18 protein-coding genes are annotated in these 18019 nt (G+C 70.1%); 8 read left to right on the top strand and 10 right to left on the bottom strand.

Annotated elements, in window-relative coordinates:
- Positions 1-396 precede the first annotated feature (396 nt).
- Genes ACVWWH_RS12450 through ACVWWH_RS12440 form a run of 3 tightly spaced genes read left to right on the top strand, consistent with a single transcriptional unit; the run spans position 397 to position 3262 of the window.
- Positions 397-1743 carry a glycosyltransferase family 2 protein gene (locus tag ACVWWH_RS12450; RefSeq protein ID WP_457316785.1) on the top strand — a complete coding sequence of 449 codons (1347 nt, stop codon included), beginning with the start codon at positions 397-399 and terminating at the stop codon, positions 1741-1743.
- 3 nt (positions 1744-1746) lie between these two features.
- Positions 1747-2085: a hypothetical protein gene (locus ACVWWH_RS12445; RefSeq protein WP_066499235.1), complete on the top strand. Its 339-nt coding sequence runs from the start codon at positions 1747-1749 to the stop codon at positions 2083-2085.
- A 1-nt stretch (position 2086) separates the two neighbouring features.
- Positions 2087-3262: a glycoside hydrolase family 26 protein gene (locus ACVWWH_RS12440; protein ID WP_066499233.1), complete on the top strand. Its 1176-nt coding sequence runs from the start codon at positions 2087-2089 to the stop codon at positions 3260-3262.
- A gap of 26 nt (positions 3263-3288) precedes the next feature.
- On the opposite strand, the gene ACVWWH_RS12435 is transcribed toward ACVWWH_RS12440, so the two are convergent.
- Both ACVWWH_RS12435 and ACVWWH_RS12430 read right to left on the bottom strand, forming a co-directional pair.
- Positions 3289-4074 carry a 3-hydroxybutyrate dehydrogenase gene (locus tag ACVWWH_RS12435; RefSeq protein WP_457316784.1) on the bottom strand — a complete coding sequence of 262 codons (786 nt, stop codon included), beginning with the start codon at positions 4072-4074 and terminating at the stop codon, positions 3289-3291.
- 62 nt (positions 4075-4136) lie between these two features.
- On the bottom strand, positions 4137-4874 hold the full coding sequence (locus ACVWWH_RS12430) for an acetoacetate decarboxylase (RefSeq protein ID WP_457316783.1): 738 nt from the start codon (positions 4872-4874) through the stop codon (positions 4137-4139).
- 148 nt (positions 4875-5022) lie between these two features.
- On the opposite strand from ACVWWH_RS12430, the gene ACVWWH_RS12425 reads away from it, so the two are divergent.
- Positions 5023-5886 (top strand): LysR family transcriptional regulator, encoded by an 864-nt coding sequence (locus ACVWWH_RS12425; protein ID WP_066499232.1) that lies wholly within the window; start codon positions 5023-5025, stop codon positions 5884-5886.
- Positions 5887-5922: 36 nt separating this feature from the next.
- Here the strand turns inward: ACVWWH_RS12425 and ACVWWH_RS12420 are convergent, their stop codons facing one another.
- Positions 5923-6501: a TetR/AcrR family transcriptional regulator gene (locus ACVWWH_RS12420; RefSeq protein ID WP_457316782.1), complete on the bottom strand. Its 579-nt coding sequence runs from the start codon at positions 6499-6501 to the stop codon at positions 5923-5925.
- Between the two features lie 125 nt (positions 6502-6626).
- Here ACVWWH_RS12420 and ACVWWH_RS12415 point away from each other — a divergent pair, with 125 nt between their 5' ends.
- Entirely contained in the window at positions 6627-7337 is a 711-nt protein-coding gene (locus tag ACVWWH_RS12415; RefSeq protein ID WP_066499228.1) for an SDR family oxidoreductase, read from the top strand.
- Positions 7338-7385: 48 nt separating this feature from the next.
- Positions 7386-8048, top strand: coding sequence for an NADPH-dependent F420 reductase (locus tag ACVWWH_RS12410; RefSeq protein WP_066499226.1), 663 nt, complete (start codon positions 7386-7388; stop codon positions 8046-8048).
- A 50-nt stretch (positions 8049-8098) separates the two neighbouring features.
- On the opposite strand, the gene ACVWWH_RS12405 is transcribed toward ACVWWH_RS12410, so the two are convergent.
- From ACVWWH_RS12405 to ACVWWH_RS12380, 6 genes are all read right to left on the bottom strand, one after another.
- Positions 8099-9598 carry a glycoside hydrolase family 32 protein gene (locus ACVWWH_RS12405; protein ID WP_457316781.1) on the bottom strand — a complete coding sequence of 500 codons (1500 nt, stop codon included), beginning with the start codon at positions 9596-9598 and terminating at the stop codon, positions 8099-8101.
- Positions 9599-9604: 6 nt separating this feature from the next.
- A complete protein-coding gene (locus tag ACVWWH_RS12400) occupies positions 9605-10528 on the bottom strand; it encodes a PfkB family carbohydrate kinase (protein ID WP_457316780.1) in 924 nt (307 codons plus the stop codon).
- Positions 10525-11316: a carbohydrate ABC transporter permease gene (locus tag ACVWWH_RS12395; RefSeq protein ID WP_457316800.1), complete on the bottom strand. Its 792-nt coding sequence runs from the start codon at positions 11314-11316 to the stop codon at positions 10525-10527. The genes ACVWWH_RS12400 and ACVWWH_RS12395 overlap by 4 nt, the downstream gene beginning before the upstream one ends.
- Positions 11317-11468: 152 nt before the next feature.
- Positions 11469-12452 carry a carbohydrate ABC transporter permease gene (locus tag ACVWWH_RS12390; protein WP_084249540.1) on the bottom strand — a complete coding sequence of 328 codons (984 nt, stop codon included), beginning with the start codon at positions 12450-12452 and terminating at the stop codon, positions 11469-11471.
- A gap of 73 nt (positions 12453-12525) precedes the next feature.
- Complete coding sequence (locus ACVWWH_RS12385) at positions 12526-13818, bottom strand: sugar ABC transporter substrate-binding protein (RefSeq protein WP_457316779.1); 1293 nt, start codon at positions 13816-13818, stop codon at positions 12526-12528.
- Positions 13819-13927: 109 nt separating this feature from the next.
- Positions 13928-14980, bottom strand: coding sequence for a LacI family DNA-binding transcriptional regulator (locus ACVWWH_RS12380; RefSeq protein WP_457316778.1), 1053 nt, complete (start codon positions 14978-14980; stop codon positions 13928-13930).
- A 188-nt stretch (positions 14981-15168) separates the two neighbouring features.
- On the opposite strand from ACVWWH_RS12380, the gene ACVWWH_RS12375 reads away from it, so the two are divergent.
- The gene (locus tag ACVWWH_RS12375; protein ID WP_457316777.1) at positions 15169-15933 is read left to right on the top strand and encodes an EfeM/EfeO family lipoprotein; all 765 of its coding nucleotides are present in this window, start codon (positions 15169-15171) and stop codon (positions 15931-15933) included.
- Between the two features lie 66 nt (positions 15934-15999).
- Positions 16000-17223, top strand: a complete 1224-nt coding sequence (locus tag ACVWWH_RS12370; RefSeq protein ID WP_457316776.1) for a Dyp-type peroxidase — start codon at positions 16000-16002, stop codon at positions 17221-17223.
- A 31-nt stretch (positions 17224-17254) separates the two neighbouring features.
- Here ACVWWH_RS12370 and ACVWWH_RS12365 read toward each other — a convergent pair whose 3' ends face one another.
- Positions 17255-18004, bottom strand: a complete 750-nt coding sequence (locus tag ACVWWH_RS12365) for a hypothetical protein (protein WP_457316775.1) — start codon at positions 18002-18004, stop codon at positions 17255-17257.
- Between the last annotated feature and the right edge of the window lie 15 nt (positions 18005-18019).

Genomic DNA, 18019 nt, shown 5'->3' with positions numbered 1-18019 from the left:
ACCTTCGCTGCCCCCATGGAACCGATACCGAGCCCTCGGTAGGTAGTCGGCGGTGCACGCCGCCGGCCCGTTGCGTACAGGCACCGTAGCCGGCCCGCCGCCGTCCGCGTACCCGTGTCCGCCGGCGCCCAGTAACGCACCAGTAACGCCCCGCGAATATCGGGTAAGGGCTACTGGTGAATCACTCCGATTGCGCAGCTTAGAGTCAAGCAACGGTCTCGAAAGTCAAGAAACGGCATCGCTCCGAGCATTTCCATTCGGACATTCCGTCCATGCCCGGAGGGCCGTTGGTCCGCGCTCTAATGATCTGGGGGATCCATGGCCTCGTTCTTCGACGACATTCTCACTGGCGTCGGAATTCTCCTTTTCGCCGCCGTTTCGTTCATCGGCTGGCGGATGATCTCGTATTGGAGGAGCTTCCTGCTCCACTGGAAGAAGTACCGGCGGCTCGAGTCCGTCACCACGGAGAATCTCCGTTCCGTGGCCGTGCCCTTCGTGAAGATCCAGATCACCACCCGAGGTGCTGCCGGCAGCTTCGAGGTCATCGAGCGGGGCATCGGCAACGTGATCGCGCTCGCGGACGAGGCCCCCGAGTTCTATGGGCGGTTCCTCTCCGTGGAGGTCGTCACCGAATCCGGGCCGCAGGGGGAGCGGCTCCTGCAGGCCTTCGCCCACGCCCCCGTGGAGGTCCACGTCCTCGTGGTCCCCGCCAGCTACTGCACGCCCGCGGGGACCCAGCTGAAGGCCCGCGGGCTGCACTACGCGGTCGAGCAGCGGCGCTCCGGGTGGAACAGGAAGTCGGGCAAAACCTTCGTGGTCCATTACGACGAGGAGAGCGTGATGGCCCCGTCCGAACTGCGCAAGCTGATCGGATGCCTGGCCGAAACCGAGCGCAGGATTCTCGAAGGCCCGATCTTCTATCCGCTCGATTACCTGCAGGCGTCCGCCCTGTGCCGGTCCATGGAGGCCAATCGGCCCATTGGGTGCTACGAATGCCGTCACGTGATGGAGGCGGGAACTCCATTCCACCTCCACGGATCGAATCTGGTGATCGAGGAATCCCTCGAGAATGAAATCGGCTGGGATATCGGATGCCTGGACGGCGAGCCGTTCATCGCCGAGGACTACGTGTTCGGCATGAAGGCATTCACCCGGTACGGAGGGGACATCTTCGGGTGGCACGGCTGCGTCATGCTGGAGCAACCGCCCTTTTCAGTACGCAGTGCCTTCAAGCAGCGGTACCGCTGGGTCTTCGGAGTGCTGCAGGGCCTCGCGGACCTCAAGCGCAGCAGCCGGTTCGGGGCGCTCTCCGCGACGACGAGATTCGCCCTGCTCTGGGGCACGCGCTACCGGATCGCCTCCTTTGCCATGGGATGCGTGGTCTCGGTCCTGTCCTTCGCTGTCCTTCCGGCCTTCCTCACGAAGACGGTCGCCTCGATTTACCTCAATCAGGCCGCGCCCCTGCCCGGGCCGGCCAGCGCGTGGCTCTCCCTGGTCGGGATGATGTGGATCGGCTCGGTCTTCGTCGGAGCGTGGCACAACCTCGCCGATTCCGGCCTGGACGGGTCCACCCGGAAGACCGAGATCGCCAGGGCCGTGGTGGCTGCTCCGATCGCGGGACTGATCGAGAGCTCCGCGGCGCTGTGGGCCGTGCTGGCCTGGGCCCGCGGGACACGGCGCGTCAGCTGGGTCCCCACCCCCAAAACCCTCGAGGCGGATGCCGCCCAGACCAGGAAAGGCTAGGCCATGAGCGCAACGACCCTCGTCGATGACAGGACCGCACCAGAGGGGCACGCCTCCACCCTCGCGGCGGACGGCACCGCCCCCCGGACGGGGGCCGTGCCCCGTGCGGAGGAGCCGGCGCCCGCCGTCGCCCGAGTCCGGTTCGCTGCCCTGACGGGCCGCCTCCTGATGGTCCTCGGGGCGCTGGCGGTCGTGACGGCGTACGTCCTCCTGCCGCTGGCGGCCGCCCTCCGCGCCGGCGCCGTCCTGGGCGGCATGGCGCTGGTCCTCGCCGCGGTCATCGTCGTGGAGGCCGCACTGGCGGTCGCCCTCATCGTCCTGAAGACCCAAGCGAGGCACTAGCATGCCGCCGAGCCTGCCCGTCCGCCTCAAGCTGGCGATGGCAGCGCTCGCACTGGCCGCCGGGATCATCGCGACGGTGGCCCACGGGCAGAGCGCCCCCGCGCCGCCGCAGAGCAGCCCCCAGACCTACTTCGGCGTCCAGCTGGACAGCGCGCGCGACACGGTGGGGGGCTACGCCGCCCGGCTGGGCCAGGCGCCCGCCCTCTACGGGTTCTACATCGACTTCCCCCTCCAGCCCGCAGACAAGGCGTCCATCGACGCCCAGGCGCACGAGCTCGCCCAGCGCCGCTCGTCGCTCATGCTGACGCTCGAACCGCGGGGAGGGCTCGGTGCGGTGACGCCAGCGGCGCTGGCAGAGCTCACCCGGTCGCTCCAGGCGTGGAACGGCCTCGGGGTGCCCGTCCTCGTCCGGTTCGGGCAGGAGATGAACGGCTCCTGGTACCCGTGGGGGCAGAGGCCGGCGGAGTACATCGAGAAGTTCCGGCAGGTTGCGGCCGCCGTCCACGGCTCCGCGGGCTCCGGGACGATCTGGGCCCCCAACGAGGGCGGCGGCTACCCCTTCGAGGGAGGAGCGTACGAGGCGAAACCCGGGACCGCAGACTTCACAGCCCTGGACACCGACAAGGACGGGCGCCTCACCCAGGAGGACGACCCGTACAGCCCCTACTGGCCCGGGGACGACGCCGTGGACTGGGTGGGCCTCTCCGTCTACCACTTCGGCACCGCCTACCCGTGGGGCAAGAACACGGTGCCCGAGCCGGGCAAGCTCATCGGGAAGATCACCGGCACCTATCGGAGCGCCTCTGTGGACGAAACCGCGGTGCCAGACTTCTACAGCCTCTACGCGGACGGGCACAGCAAGCCCTTCGCCATCTGCGAGACGGGCGCCTTCTACAACCTTTCACATCCCGACGGCGCCTCGGCCCTGAGCATCAAGAAGGCCTGGTGGGACCAGCTCTTCGAGCCGCAGCTGCGGGCGCGGTTCCCCCGGCTGAGGCTGGCCGTCTGGTTCGAGTGGATCAAGCAGGAGAACCAGCCCGGCAATCCGACGGTGGACTGGGCGGCCACCGAGGACGGCGCCACCGGCCAGGCCTTCCGCAGCGCTCTGCCGAGCAGCTTCGGGATGGCACCCGTGCCGTCAGCACCGGAGGCCGCCTTCGCCCGACCGGGCCCGTAGGCGCCAGCCCGCAGCGGGTTATGGGGTCAGCGGGCGCTCCAGCCGCCGTCGGCCACGAGGGAGGTGCCGGTCATCGACGCGGCCATGGGGCTGCAGAGGAAGGCGGCCATCTCGGCAATCTCCTCGGGCTCCACGAGCCGCTTGAGCGCCGCGGAGGCGAGCATCACGCCGCTGAGGACCTCGTCCTCGGAGATGTCATGGGCCGCGGCCTGCGCCTCGATCTGCTTGTCGACCAGCGGCGTGCGGACGTAGCCGGGGTTGACGCAGTTGGAGGTGACACCGTGGGCGGCCGCTTCGAGCGCCACGACCTTGGAGAGGCCCTCGAGGCCGTGCTTGGCCGCAACGTAGGCACTCTTGAACTCCGAGGCCCGCAGCCCGTGGACCGAGGAGATGTTGATGATCCGGCCCCAGCCGCGCTCGTACATGCCCGGCAGCGCGGCCTTGATTATGCGGAACGGCGCCTCGAGCATGATCCGCAGGATGAGCGAGAACTTCTCCTCGGGGAACTCGGCGATGGGGGCGACGTGCTGGATGCCGGCGCAGTTGACCACCACGTCCGCGTCCAGGTCGACGCGCCCGAGCGCGTCCAGGTCGGAGAGATCGACGACGTGGCTCGAGCCGCCGGTGATCCCGGTGACCTCCTCGAGCGCGGGGGCGGAGATGTCCAGGGCCTTCACGTGGGCCCCGGCGCGGGCCAGGCGCAGCGCGATGGCGCGGCCGATCCCGCTGCCGGCCCCGGTGACCAGGGCTGTGCGGCCGGCCAGGTCGAGGCGGACGACGTCCGAGAAGGGGGCGGGGGTCTGTGCGGTCATGCGGGGGTCCTCGTTCTGGGTGGTGTTCACGGGCTGGGAGGTGGTCACGGGCCGGGAAGCGGTCACGCGGCCAGGTAGTCGTGCACGAGCTCGGCGCGCGGCAGGGTGAGGTCGGTCAGGATGTGGCTCGCGGAGACGATCTCCCGCACCGGCAGGTCGGCGAGCGGCGCCATGGCGTGGGCGAAGAGCTCGAGCCGCGCCGGCCCCGTCCAGGCCCCGCGGATGGTGAGGTCCTCGATCTGGGTCTGCACGAGCTCGGCGATGCGGGGCGTGCCGTCGTAGCCGGGCATGAGCTTGAGCATCAGGGTCGGGACGGCGATCTCGGCCCCGGCCTCCTCGGGGTCCATGGGCGCGTGCTTGAAGCCCATCGTGGCCGTGGCCACGCGCAGGCTGCCGTAGTCGAGGGTTCCCACGAGCGTGTCCGAGTCGGTGAACAGGCGGGGCCTGCCGAGCTTCTTCGGGTAGGCGCTGCCCTCGCGGCCGAGGGAGATCGCCGGGCCGTTGTCGAGGTACATGCTGTGGATGTAGTCCACGTCCCGGCCCTCGTGCCGCACCCGCAGGACCTGTCCCGACTCGGTGTAGTCGCCGAGCCCCGAGCTGTCCGGCATGCGGATCACCTCGAAGCGGACCAGCGGGTCCGCGACCTCGAGCGGCTCGGGCACGATCGCCCGAAGGGCCTCCGGGTCCGTGCGATAGGTGATGTTCAGGTACTCCCGGCTGACGAACCGGTAGGGGCCCTGGGGATAGGCCGGGCCGCCCAGGGGAGTGGTGGTGGAGCGGAGCACATCGTTGCTGAGCACGGAGGCATACGGCTTTCCGGCGTGCGTCCTCTGCGGATCCGGGGCGGCCCGCACGCCGTGATGCCCTCCGGTCCAATGCCGGATCGACGCTAGGCTTCCCAGACCTCGGAGTGAAATGCCGTTCCCGTCCGATTCATACAATAAGTGCATGGATCCTGGCCTGCGCGACCTGAGACTCTTCATGGCCCTGGCCGAGGAGGGGCACTTCACGCGGGCCGCCGCCCTCGAGGGTGTCAGCCAGCCGTCGCTCACCCGCGCCGTCGCCCGGATCGAGCGCTCCCTCGGGGCGCGCCTCGTGGACCGGACCACCCGCAGCGTGGCGCTCACGACGGCGGGGGACCGGCTCCGCGGCGAGCTCGCCGCGGTCCTGCCGCGCCTCGATGCGGCGCTGCGGGCGGTGAAGGAGGCGGACGTCCTCCGGCTCGGGTTCACCTGGCTGCTGCCCAGCGAGCTCGCCCGGCACCTGATCGACGGGCTCGCCGCGGCGACGGGAGCGCAGGTGCAGCTCGTGCGCCGGGACGACCGGTGGGGCGGGGTCGCGGACGGCAGCACGGACGCGGCGATCGTGTACGGCGGGACCGGGACGCTCCCGTCGCTGCGCACCGTGGAGCTGGCTACGGAGGCCCGCGTGGTCGCCGTCGCCCGCGAGCACCCCCTCGCCCGGCGGCGCCGGCTGCGGTGGGCGGAACTGCCCGCCTACCCGCTCGTGGTCAATGCCGTCAGCGGCACCGTGGGGCCGGAGATGTGGCCCGCCGGCCAGCGGCCCGAGGTGGCGGTCAGCAGCCGCAACTACGACGAGTGGATCGAGATGGTCGCGGCCGGGCGCGGCATCGGTGTCCTGCCCGCCACGGCACGCCAGCACCCCCACCCGGACGTGCGGTACATCGCCGTGGCGGACTCGCCGGAGGTCTCCCTCGAGCTCGTCCTGCCGGCCCACGGCGCGCACCCGCTCGCGCAGGCCCTCGAACGGTACGTGCGCGAGGCCGAGGACCTGGGCGGCCCGCGGGGCTGAGCCGTTCCGGAGCCGGCCGTGCACGACGGCGGCGGGTCAGTCCGCGGGGCAGCCCGCCTCGATGAGGCGCCAGGCCAGGTCGAGGGCGCGGCCGCCGTAGGCCGCGCCGTCGAGGACGGCGGCCGTGGCGTAGGCGCCGTTGAGGACGATCAGCAGATCGTCGGCGAGCCGGTCGGGCTCGGACGCCCCCGCCTCGGCTGCGAGGGAGCGGAACCAGTCCCGCACCTGCTGCTTGTGCGCCACCGCCGTCAGGTGCGCCGGGTGGCCGCCGTCGGGGAACTCGGTGTTGGTGTTCAGCATGGGGCAGCCGCGGTACCCGGCCCCCGCGGTGTCCTCGGCGAGGACCTCGAAGACCGCGAGCAGCTTGTGCCGCGGATCGGGGTGCTCGCTCGCCGCCTGTTCCATGCGCTCGAACCAGGCGTCGGCGCGGCCCTCCACGTAGGCGGTGGCGAGGGCGTCCTTCGTGGGGAACTGGCGGTAGACCGTGGCGTTGCCGACCCCGCACTCCTTCACCACCGCGTCCATCCCGACTGCCCGGATGCCCTGCCGGTAGAACAGGCGCGTGGCCACGTCGAGGATGTTGCGCCGGTTCTCCTCGGCCGTCCTGCGAGCCATCCGGGCCCACCTCGCTTTCATCTCGTCCCGCGATTCCGGCTTCCAGTTTGACAGACGGAACGATCCGTCACAATCTTGGAACGGAACGATCCGTCACATCCACGCCGAACACCTTGGAGGCTGCCATGAGCGCCCAGAACCTTGCCGGCCAGCACGTCGTCGTCATCGGCGGCACCTCGGGGATCGGCCGCGCCGTCGTCGAGCATTCCCTCGCCGCCGGCGCCCGCGTCACCGCCGCCGCCCGCACCACGGAGGGCGTGGGCCTGCCCGCCAGCGCCGCGCTCGAGGGCGTCGACCTGACCTCGGGCAGCTCGGTCGAGTCCCTCTTCGGCCGGATCGGCGCGTTCGACCACCTCGTCCTCTCGGCCGGCCCCGGCGCGATGGGCACCGTCCGCGACCTGCCCGCCGAGGCCGCCCGGCCCTACATGGACACCAAGTTCTGGGGCTACTACGAGGCCGTGCGGGCCGCCGCCGGCCGGATCGCCCCGGAAGGCTCGATCACGCTGGTCGGGGGAGCGGCGAGCCGCAAGCACGCCCCCGGCCGGCCCATGATGGCGGCCATCAACGCGGCCCTCGAGGCGTTCGGCAAGGCCAACGCCGTGGACCTCGCCCCCATCCGGGTCAACGTCATCGCCCCCGGACTGGTCGACACCCCCGCCTACGCCGGGATGCCCGCGGACATGCGCCAGGGCATGCTCGACGGCTACGCCGCCAGCGTCCCCGCGGGGCGCGCCGGCCTCCCCGAGGACGTGGCCGCGGCGGCCCTGTTCCTCATGGCCAACACGTTCGTGACCGGCGCGGTCCTTGACGTCGACGGCGGCGCGCAGGTCAGCTAGAAGCCCCCACCTTCCACAGCCCAGAAACCTCCTCCGAAGGGACACCTCATGGACATCGCAGTCCTCGGCACCGGCATCGTGGGGCGCACGCTCGCCGCGCGCTTCGCCGAGCTCGGACACACCGTCACGATCGGCACGCGCGACCCGAAGGACACGCTCGCCCGCACCGGCGAGGGCGAGTTCGGCGACTGGGCGGCGCGGAACCGCGCCGTGGGCGTCGCCACGTTCGCCGACGCCGCCGCTGCCGCCCGCCTGGTGGTCAACGCCAGCAACGGGGCGGCCTCCCTCGACGTCCTCGAGCTCGCCGGGGCGCACCAGCTCGCGGGCAAGGTCCTCATGGACGTCGCCAACCCCCTGGACTTCAGCCACGGCATGCCGCCCACCCTGTTCGTCAAGGACACCGACTCGCTCGGCGAGCAGATCCAGCGCGCCTACCCCGCGGCCCACGTGGTGAAGACCCTCAACACCGTCAACGCCTCGCTCATGGCCCACCCCGAGCAGCTCCCCGAGCCGGGCACCGTGTTCGTCGCCGGGAACGACGCCGGGGCGAAGGCCGCCGTGGCCGGCCTCCTGGCCGAGCTGGGCCACCGCGACGTGATCGACCTCGGCGACATCACCGCCGCCCGCGGCACCGAGATGATGCTCCCGGTCTGGCTCCGGCTCTGGGGCGCCCTGGGCGGCCCGGCCTTCAACTTCAAGATCGTCCGCTGAGCGTGGGAGGGGCAGAAGGGACGAGGCGCGGCGCCGCGGTCCCCTCGGTGTCAGCCCAGGACCGCGACCTCCACCGTGGCCAGGACGACTGAGGGGTCCGCGAAGAGCTCGATCTCGGTGTCCGACCCGTGGGGGAAGACGAGGTCCGTGATGGTGGCCAGGCCGCCCTGGATGAAGACCTCGAGGGAGCAGGCGTCGATGTAGACCTCGAGGTCCATCCGCTCGCCAGCCTCGAGCGGAGCGCGTTCGATGGAGGGGAAGTCCTGGTGGAAGTCCACCCGCCCCGAACCGCGGCGATCGAGCCGGATCTCACCCGCCGCAGGGTCCACGGTCAGTCGCGCGCCCTCAGCGCCGGGGCCTCCGATCCGCAGTCCGAACGATCCGGCCGCTGGGGCGGTGGCGCTGATGCTCACGCGGTGGACCTTCCCGTGGGCGGGCGTTGCGAGGGCGGCGCGTCGGCCCGATCCGGCGGCGCCGAGGACCTCCGTGGCATCGGTGGTCTGGGCTGCTGGCGGGACGATGGGGGTCTGGATGAGGCGGGGATGCCCATTGACCGTCCGCACCGTGATCTCCCGGGGAAGCGACATGGCGCTCCGCCAGACGCCTGTGGGCGTCGCGGCCGCATAGTCCCAGTTGTTCATCCAGCCCATCATGACGCGGCGGTGCGGGAGGCCGCCGAAGGAGACAGCCGCGTAGTAGTCGCGGCCCCAGTCGAGCCAGGAGCCCCGCAGTGACGGCTCGCGGGGAGGCGCCGTGGAGGGCTGCGTGGACTGTTCAGTGAAGCGCACGCCGTCGAAAGACCCAAGGAAGTACCGGGTGCCGGAGCCGCCGGCCACCCCGCCGGGATTGACGCTGACGATGAGCGCCCACACGGTGCGCTCGGGGTCGCCGTCAAGGGGCAGTTCGAACAGGTCGGGACATTCCCAGACGCTCTCAGGAGGTCCGTCTGCTGCGAAGTCGCTGAGGTACTCCCAGTGGATGAGGTCGGCCGACTTGTACAGGAGCACGCGCTGCTCTGCGGCCTCGACGGCGGCCATGACCCAGTAGGCCCCGGCAGGACCCTCGTACCAGAAGACTTTGGGGTCGCGGAAGTCTGAGGAGCCGCGGTCCAGCACCGGGTTGCCGGCGTACTTGGTCCAGGTCCGTCCTTCGTCGAGGCTGTAGGCGAGGGACTGGGCCTGGATGCCGGGGCGGGACGACTCCTTGCCGTAGGCGCTGGTGTAGACGGCGACCATGGGTGCTGCAGAGCCATCGCCGAATCCCGAGGTGTTGCGTTCGTCCACCACAGCGCTTCCGGAGAAGATGGCTTCTTCGTCGTCGCAGGGGATCGCCACGGGCTGCTCGGCCCAGGTGTGCAGGTCGGTGGAGGTTGCGTGGCCCCAGGACATGTTGCCCCAGTCCGCACCGAAGGGATTGTGCTGGTAGAAGAGGTGGTACACGCCGCGGTGGAAGATGAGGCCGTTCGGATCGTTCATCCAATTCCTGGCCGGCGTGTAGTGCAGACGCGGACGGTAGCGGTCGCGCGTGGGCGCGGAGGCGATCGAAGTCATGATGGGTCAGTTCTGTAGCAGGGTGTGCGACGGGGACACGGATCCGGCGGCCATCTCGGCGAGGAGCGGTGGCTCGGCACCGGTGCGGGAGACCGTGATGGCGGCTGCACGGGCGGCGAAGGCTCCGGCCGAGGCGAGCGCGGCGTCGCTGAGCGTGTCGAGGAGCGGGCGCCCCGGGCCGAGCAGGGCGAAGAGGAGGGCCGCCATGAAGCTGTCGCCCGCGCCTACGGTGTCCGCGACCGTGGCAGGCACCGCGGCGGCGTCGGCCGTTCCCCGCGGTGACGCCAGCAGCGAACCGGCGGCGCCGGCGGTGAGCGCGACCACCCGTGGCCCGAGCGCGGCGATGGTGCCCAGCGCCTCGCGGGCCGGGAGCCCCGGGTACAGGAAACCGGCGTCATCGTCGCTGAGCTTGACGATGTCGGCGAGGGCCGCAAGCCGCTCGAAGCGCTCCTGGGCCTCGCGCTGATCGCCGACGAGGCCGGGACGGATGTTGGGATCGAAGCTCACCGTCGCTCCGGCGGGCAGTGCCCTGACGATCTCCTCGACCCTTTGGGCGCCTGGTGCGAGGAACGCCGCCACCGACCCGATGTGGACATGGTCGGCGACGGGAAGCCGGATCTCCGCGGGGAGCGCCCAGGCGAGGTCGAACGCGTAGCGGGCGGCGCCGTCGTCCGCGATGTACGCCGAGGCAGTCGAGGTGGCGGGGGCCGACCAGGACTCGGCCAGGACTGCCACTCCGGCCCCGGCGAGGTGGTCCGCGACGGCCTGCCCACGCCGATCCGTGCCCAGCGCCGTCAGAAACGATGTCCGGACCCCGAGCCGTGCGAGGCCGAGGGCGACGTTCGCCGGCGAACCGCCGGGGTGCTCCTCGGTGCCCGACGGCGCGTGGATGATGTCGACGAGGCTCTCTCCGATGACAAGGACGTTCATCCCTTGACCCCGCTGGCGGCAATGCTGTTCACGAAGGCGCGCTGGAAGGCCACGAACAGCGCCACCACCGGGAGCGTGATGATCGAGGTGTACGCCATGACCTGGCCCCAGGAGACGTTGAGCTGGAAGAAGTACTGCACCCCGATCATCACGGGGCGGAGCTCCTCACTCTGCACCACCATGAGGGGCCACAGGTACGAGTTCCACGCCGGGAGGAACGTCAGGATGGCCACCGTGGCGATCGCCGGCCCGGAGAGCGGCATGACCACCCGGCGGTAGATCGTGAACCAGCCTGCGCCGTCCATGCGGGCCGCCTCGTCGAGTTCCTTCGGGATGGACTCGAAGTACTGGTGGAAGAGGTAGATGGAGAAGGCGTTGGCGACGAAGGGGAGGATCTGCACGCGGTAGGTGTCGAGCCAGCCGGTGGTGAGGGTGAGGTTGAATCCGTCGAGCTGGAGCCAGGGGAGCTGGTTGACCCACCACACGAGCGGCAGGGCGAGGGTTTCGAAGGGCACGATGAGCGTGGCGATGATGAGGGTGAGGATGATCGCCCTTCCGCGGACCCGCATGCGGGACAGCGCGAACGCGGCCATCGAGTTGATGAGCACCCCGAGCACCACCGTCACCACGGAGATGCCTATCGAGTTGACCAGGAAGCGCGCGGCGGGGACCCGGTCGAAGACTGCCGAGTAGTTGTCGAGCGAAAGGTGGCCCACTGGCAGGAACGCCGCGATCGAGGACAGGTCGCCGAAGATCTGCTGGTCGGGTTTGAGCGAGGACACGAACATGAACAGCAGCGGGAAGCTGAAGACGATGCCGAGGGCGATGCGGACGAGCCACCCGCCGAGGCCTGTTCCGGGTCGCAGTCCGCGGGTTGCGGGCTTGCGGAGGCGGAGTGGGGCCAGCGCGGAGCGGGCAGGGGGCTGGACGGTGGCCATGGTCAGGACTTCTCTCGGGTGAGGTAGCGCTGGACGCCGGAGACGAGGAGCACCAGGACGAAGAAGACGAGCGAGATCGCCGAGGCGTAGGACGTCTCCTGCTGCTGGAACCCGGTCTGGACGGCCTGGTAGACGATCGTGCTCGTCGATTCCAGGGGCCCGCCCTGGGTCATGACGTTGACCTGCGTGAAGAGGCTGAGCGCTTGGATCGTGATGGTGATGAGGATCAGGTTCCGGGTGGGGCGCAGGCTGGGCCAGGTGATGTACCGGAACCGCTGCCACCCGCCCACGCCGTCGATCGCCGCGGCCTCGTAGAGGTCCGCCGGGATGGTCTGCAGGCCTGAGAGCCAGATGATCATATGGAAGCCGGCGGCCTGCCAGACCGACATCAGGATGATGGCGGGCATGGCCGTGGCGGTGTTGTTGAGCCAGTCCGGGCCGTGGACCAGCCCGAAGGTGGCCCTGTCGATGATCTCGTTCAGCAGGCCGTCCTGGCGGTAGATGAAGAGCCACAGGAGCGAGACGACGACCATCGAGGTCACCACGGGCAGGAAGTACAGGGTGCGGAAGAAGTTGACGCCGCGCACCTTCACATTGACCAGGAGCGCCATCGCGAGGGCAAGGCCGGACTGCACCGGCACGACGACGACCGCGAAGTAGGCGACGTTGGCCAGCGAGTGCCAGAACGTCTCGTCCTGGAAGAGGCGCACGAAGTTGTCCAGGCCCACGAACGATGGCGCGTACGGGGCCAGGAGCCGCGCGTTCGTGAAGGCGAGCCCGAAGGCGAGCAGCGCCGGGACGAAGACGAAGACGATCAGGAGGAGGACGGCGGGCCCCAGCATGGCCCACCCGACGCGCTCCTCCCGGCGGCGGCTGCGGCCAATGCTGCGGGAGCGGGCCCTGGCGTCCTGGACCTGTCCAGGCGGGGAAGGCTTGCGGGATCCGGACCGGTGAGGGACGCGGTCGAGAAGGTGGTTGGCAGTCATGGGAGTTCCAGTCGTGACGAGTTGCGAGCAGGGAGGCCCAGGGGGGGCCGCCGTGGGCGGCGCCCCCTGGTGGTCAGCTCTTGTAGCCGTTGTTGGACTTGATGTTGTCGTTGATGTCCTTGGTGGCCTTGTCCAGCGCGGACTTGGGGTCACCGCCGGAGAGGATGTCCTGGACGGTCTTGCCGAACTCAGTCGCGATGTACGGGTAGGCCGGCGTCTCGGGGCGCATCACGGCGTAGCTCTTGGAGAACTGGCGGAAGATGCTGTCTTCCCCGCCTGGCGCGTACGCCGGATCGAGCGCCGAGGCTTCCTCGGTCGCGGGGATGGTCCCGGTGGCCTGGGCGACCTTGGCGATGTTCTCGGGCTTGAGCATGAAGGACAGGAAGTCCATCGCGGCCTGCGAGTTCTGGCAGCCAGTCGTGACGCCCCACTGCCAGGAACCGCCGCCCACCTTCGGGCCCGTGCCGAGATCCGGCGGCGGGAGCACCACAAGGTCCTTCCCGAGGGCCTTGCGCGCCTGGTCGGCAGCCCACGAGCCGGTATAGAGGATCGCGCTCTTGCCGTTGAGGAAGTCCTTCGTCGGGTCCTGGCCGCTCTTCTGTGCCATGTAGCCGCTGCTGACGAGGCCGTGGAACCACTGGGCCCACGCGACTGCCTTGTCGCCATTCAGGGCGCCATCCGCGCTCTGGTAGTCGGTGCGGTTGACGAGGTCTCCGCCGAACGACTGAAGGAACGGCGAGTAGGCGTAGGGGAGCCACTCGCCGGTGCCTCCCGTGCCGAGGTCGAGCGGGTGGTCCCACTTGCCGAGCTTCTTCAGCGAGGCGAGTGCCGCGCTGAACTCGTCCTTGGTCCAGGGCTTGTCCGTCGTCGGGACACGCACTCCGGCAGCCTTGAGGTCCGAGGCGCGGGCGAGCATCGCCAGCGAGACATCGTAGAGGCCCACCGAGTAGGTCTGCCCGCTCCACTTGCCGACGGTCGATGGCAGGTTCTTGGACAGGTCGGCGCTCAGGTTGAGCGGCTGCAGGTACTTCGACCAGGCCCAGTTGGGGACGTTGGGCTCGTCGATGTCCAGAAGGCAGGGCAGCTTGTGGGCGGCGGCGGCAGCCGTCACCGAGTTGTTGTACGAGTCCTGGGGAAATGCCTGGACCTTGATCTGGACCTTGCTCTGGCTCTTGTTGAACGCGTCGACGATCGACTGGTCGGCCGCGAGCTCGGCAGCATTGCCCGCGTTGTGGGTCCAGAGGGTGAGCGTGCCGTTGGCTCCATCGCCAGAGCCGGTGGTGCTCTTGCCGCACGCGGCCAGGCTTCCGCCGATCGCGGCCGCCGCTACACTGGCAGCGAGGAGCCGCCTGAGCGCTGTCTTCATGCGCTTTTTCCTTTTCGATTCCGTGGATGGATGGGAAGGGGAGGGATGGTTCCGACCGGGGTGCGGCTGTTGCAGCAGCCGCACCCCGACTGGGTGAACCGGCTGGGACCTAGGAAGAGGCCTCGGGGCCGGGCGAGCTCGAGTTGGGCGGGGCCACCGACCCTCGCCGGACAATCGGACATTCGAAGTCGAGATGGACCGGTTCGCCGGCCTCCTCGGGATGCTCGATCTCGTCCAGGAGACGGGTGACGGCCCAGCGTCCCATCTCGTAGTGCGGAAGGGCTACGGAGGTCAGGCCCGGCCACAGCCCGTCGGCGATGATCTCGAAGTTGTCGATGCTCACCACCGAGAGGTCCTCTGGGATCCGCAGTCCCAGCCGGGCTGCGACCTCGTAGGCGCCGAAGGCCTGCCGGTCGTGGAAGCAGAACAGCGCTGTGGGCGGTTCAGCAAGCCCGAGAAGCTTCTCGGCACCGGCCCGGCCGCCGGGCACCTCGGGGGCCTGGCGCGTCACGAGATCCGGGTCGAACCCGATCCCCGCGGCGGCGAGCGCCGCGCGGTACCCTTCGAGGCGCCCGAATGCCGCCGGGATGTCGTCGCTGTTGTTGATGAAGCCGATCCGCCGGTGGCCGGCATCGATCAGCTCCTGGACGGCGGTGCGGGCCGCGCCGACTTCGTCGGGCACGACCGAGGAGAGCGTGCCCTCGGGGTCGAAGGCATCCAGCAGCACCGCCGGAATCCCCGCCACGGCGGCGGGAACACTGGCCTCCTGGTGGTACATCTTCGCGATGACGATTCCGTCCACCTGATGCTGGAGCAGGGTGTTGACCTGCTTCTCCTCCAGCTCCGGGTTCCGGCCGCTGTCGACGAGCATGAGAAGCCATCCCCGCTCGTAGGCGGCGTCCTGGGCGCCCAGAACCAGTTCCCCTGCGAAGGGTGTGCTCGCGATCTCGTCACTGACGAAGCCCAGCAGCTGGGACCGCTGGTTGCGCAGGGCGACGGCGATCCGGTTCGGCGCATAGCCCAGGCGTGCCGCAACCTGCTGGACGTGCTCGCGGGTTTCGGGGTTCACACGGGACTGGTGCGTCTCGCTGAGCGCGTGCGAGACGGTCGTGACGGACACGCCAGCTGCCCTCGACACGTCGCGGATTCCGACCTTGGCCATCGCTTCCACCTCGCTTCCAAAACGTTTTGTATGTTGTGCATCACAGTCTGGGGCAAACCGTTTTGCATTGTCAAGAGGGATGTCGGGGCGGCAATTACATCATGAACTTGCATCCTAATTCTGGGTAAGGTTAGGTTTACCTTGCTCGGGGTGCCCGGGCGTCCGATCCCGACCCGCCGAGGTGACCCTTGCCTGCAGCTGCGCCGCCCAGCACGATGTCCGACGCCGTCGCCGCCTACCACGCTTACGTCGCCGCGCGCCTGAAGGAGCTGCGCGCGCAGGCCACGGCGCTGCGGGCCCAGATTGCGAACGCGGACCTCGGCGCCGCCAGGGCGACCTGGCTCGAGGCCCAGCAGACGTGGCAGCGGGTGGGCGCCGCCTACGGCAGCTTCGGCGACCTCGGCAACGCCATCGCCCCCAGGTCGCGAGGACTCCAGGGAGGCGCGGCGAGCCCTCAGTTCAAGGGGCTGCGGCGCATCGAATACGGCCTCTGGCACGGCCAGGGCCCCGGCGAGCTCGTGCCCGTCGTGGCGACGCTGCTGGCCGACCTCGATGCCCTCGAGGCCCACCTTCCGGAGACCGCCGTGGACCCGGCGGACATGCCGCTGCGGCTCCACGAGATCCTCGAGGACTCGGTGCGGGACCACCTTTCGGGCCTCGGGGACCAAGGCTCCGGCATGGCACTGGCCCTGACCCGAGCCGACGTCGAGGCCACCCAGGAGGTCCTCGCCACCCTCCGTGGCCTCCTCGAGCGCCTCAGGGCCGGGTACCCCGCGACCCTCGACCAGCAGCTGGTCTCCCTGGGCGCCGCGATCGACGCCACCAAGTCCGGCGGCGCCTGGACCCCCTACAGCCAGGTCCCGCTGGCGCAGCGGCAGCGGGTCAACGGCGCGATCGGCCACGCCCTCGAGTCGCTCGCCCTGGCCCCAGCGCTGTTCTCGACCGACGACTGACCCGGCATCGACGACCGAGCCGGCCACCCGCCGTCGGCCGTCCCCGCCCCTAGCGAAAGAATCACCGTGGACCTCCAACGCCGCACCTTCCTCGTCGGAGCCGGGGGAGCGGCCGCAGCCGGGATGCTCGCCTCCTGCGCCGCCCCCACAGCCGCCGCGCAGGTGCCCTCCGACACCGTGGACTTCCACGGCGACCACCAGGCCGGGATCTACCGGCCCGCCGCGCAGCAGCAGGCCTCCTGCTTCGCCGCGTTCCGCGTACTCGCTGCCGACCGGGCCGAGCTCACGGCGCTCCTGCAGCGGCTCACCGTCAAAGCGCGCCTCCTGGGCGGCGGCCACAAGGCGGCCGATACGCTCCCCGCGGTCGAGCAGACCGGCGTCGACGGGGCCCCGCCGGTCAACTCCGGTGTCATGGGGGAGGACGTCCCCGCGGCGAACTTCACCCTCACGCTCGGGCTCGCCAGCAGCCTCTTCGACAACCCGGCCTACGGGCTCGCGTCCAAGAAGCCCCGGGGCCTGACCGAGATGAAGGTCTTCCCCAACGACGCCATCGACGAGGCGTGGACCGGAGGCGACCTGATCCTCCAGCTGTGCGCCGACTCGGCGGACATGGTCCACTACGCGCTGCGGGACATCATGAAGGCCACCCGCGGGCAGCTGCAGCTGCAGTGGAAGGTCAACGGCTTCCACAGCGCGCCCCGGCCCGCCGGGGCGCCGCGCAACCTCTTCGGCTACAAGGACGGGATCGTCAACCCCGCCGAGGCCGAGCAGCTCGTCTGGGTCCGCGGCGGCACCGGGCAGCCCGCCTGGGCCGAGGGCGGCACGTTCATGGTGGTCAGGATCATCCGCATGCTCGTGGAGTTCTGGGACCGCGTGGGCCTGGGCGAACAGGACGGCATGATCGGCCGGCACCGCGCTTCGGGCGCACCCCTGGGCCAGCAGAACGAGACCGACACGCCCGACTACGCCTCCGACCCCGACGGGAAGACGATCCCCCGCGACGCCCACATCCGCCTCGCCAACCCGCGCACCCCGGAGACCGCGGGCTCCCGGATGCTGCGCCGCGGCTACAACTACGAGATGGGGATCGACCTCAACGGCAACATGCAGGCCGGCCTGATCTTCGCGAGCTTCCAACAGGACATCCAGGCCCAGTTCGAGGCCACGCAGACCCGCCTCATCGACGAGCCGATGACCGACTACATCCAGCCCTTCGGCGGCGGCTACTTCTTCGTTCCCCCGGGCGTGAAGGACGGCGACGGGTACCTCGGGGAGGGGCTCTTCGCCTGACGGCGGCCCTGCCGCGGCGCGGCGGGGGCCGTCAGGCGAGGACGGCGTCCACCAGGGGGATCAGCTCGGCAGCCGAATCGGCCGTGACATTCGCACCGGTCTTGATGGCGGTGGCACCGAGATTGCCCTTGACCCCCGTGACCGTCAGTGTGGTCTGCTTCTGCCCGCTGGGCAGCGTCTGGATGATCAGCGACCCCACCGAACGGTCCCCGTGGGTCGCCTCGGTGAGCCGCCGGACCTGGGTGATGACCGTCTGGCCGCTGATGTCCATCCTGAAGGTCGAGCACTGCCCCAGCGCGTCGGCCGACTGCTTCGTCTGGCCGGCCAGCTGCGCGGGGTCCTTGGCGGACACGGCCGTTATGACGGTCACTGTGTGGTCCGCGACGGAGATACTCTGGCCGGCCGCGTAGGTCGCCCCCTCCGGGATCTGGGCGGTGCTGTTGGCGAGCGCCGCGCAGACAGAGGGCGTGATCACGGCGGCCTTGATCGCCTGCTTCGCGACGATCATGCCCTGGTTGATCTGGGCAGCGGGGATCACCGTCAGCGCGCGGCCCTGGCTGTCCTTCAGCCCCTCGATGACCGTGGCGAGTTCCTCGTTCGTGTACGCCTTCGTAGTGGGCGTCGGTGTCGGTGTCGGGGTTGGGGTGGGCGCGGGGGCCGCGGGCGCCGACGACGCCGACGCTGATGACGGCAGGGCCGTGCTTGCGGACGTCGCGGTTGCCCCTCCGCATCCGGTGAGCGCAGCGGCAGCCGATACCAGGATCGCGACAGGCGCGAGCATTCTTTTCATGTGTTT

The organism is Sinomonas sp. RB5, from assembly GCF_054063535.1.
The sequence above is the reverse complement of the archived record's forward strand: the minus strand, read 5'-3'. Positions and strand labels throughout refer to the sequence as shown.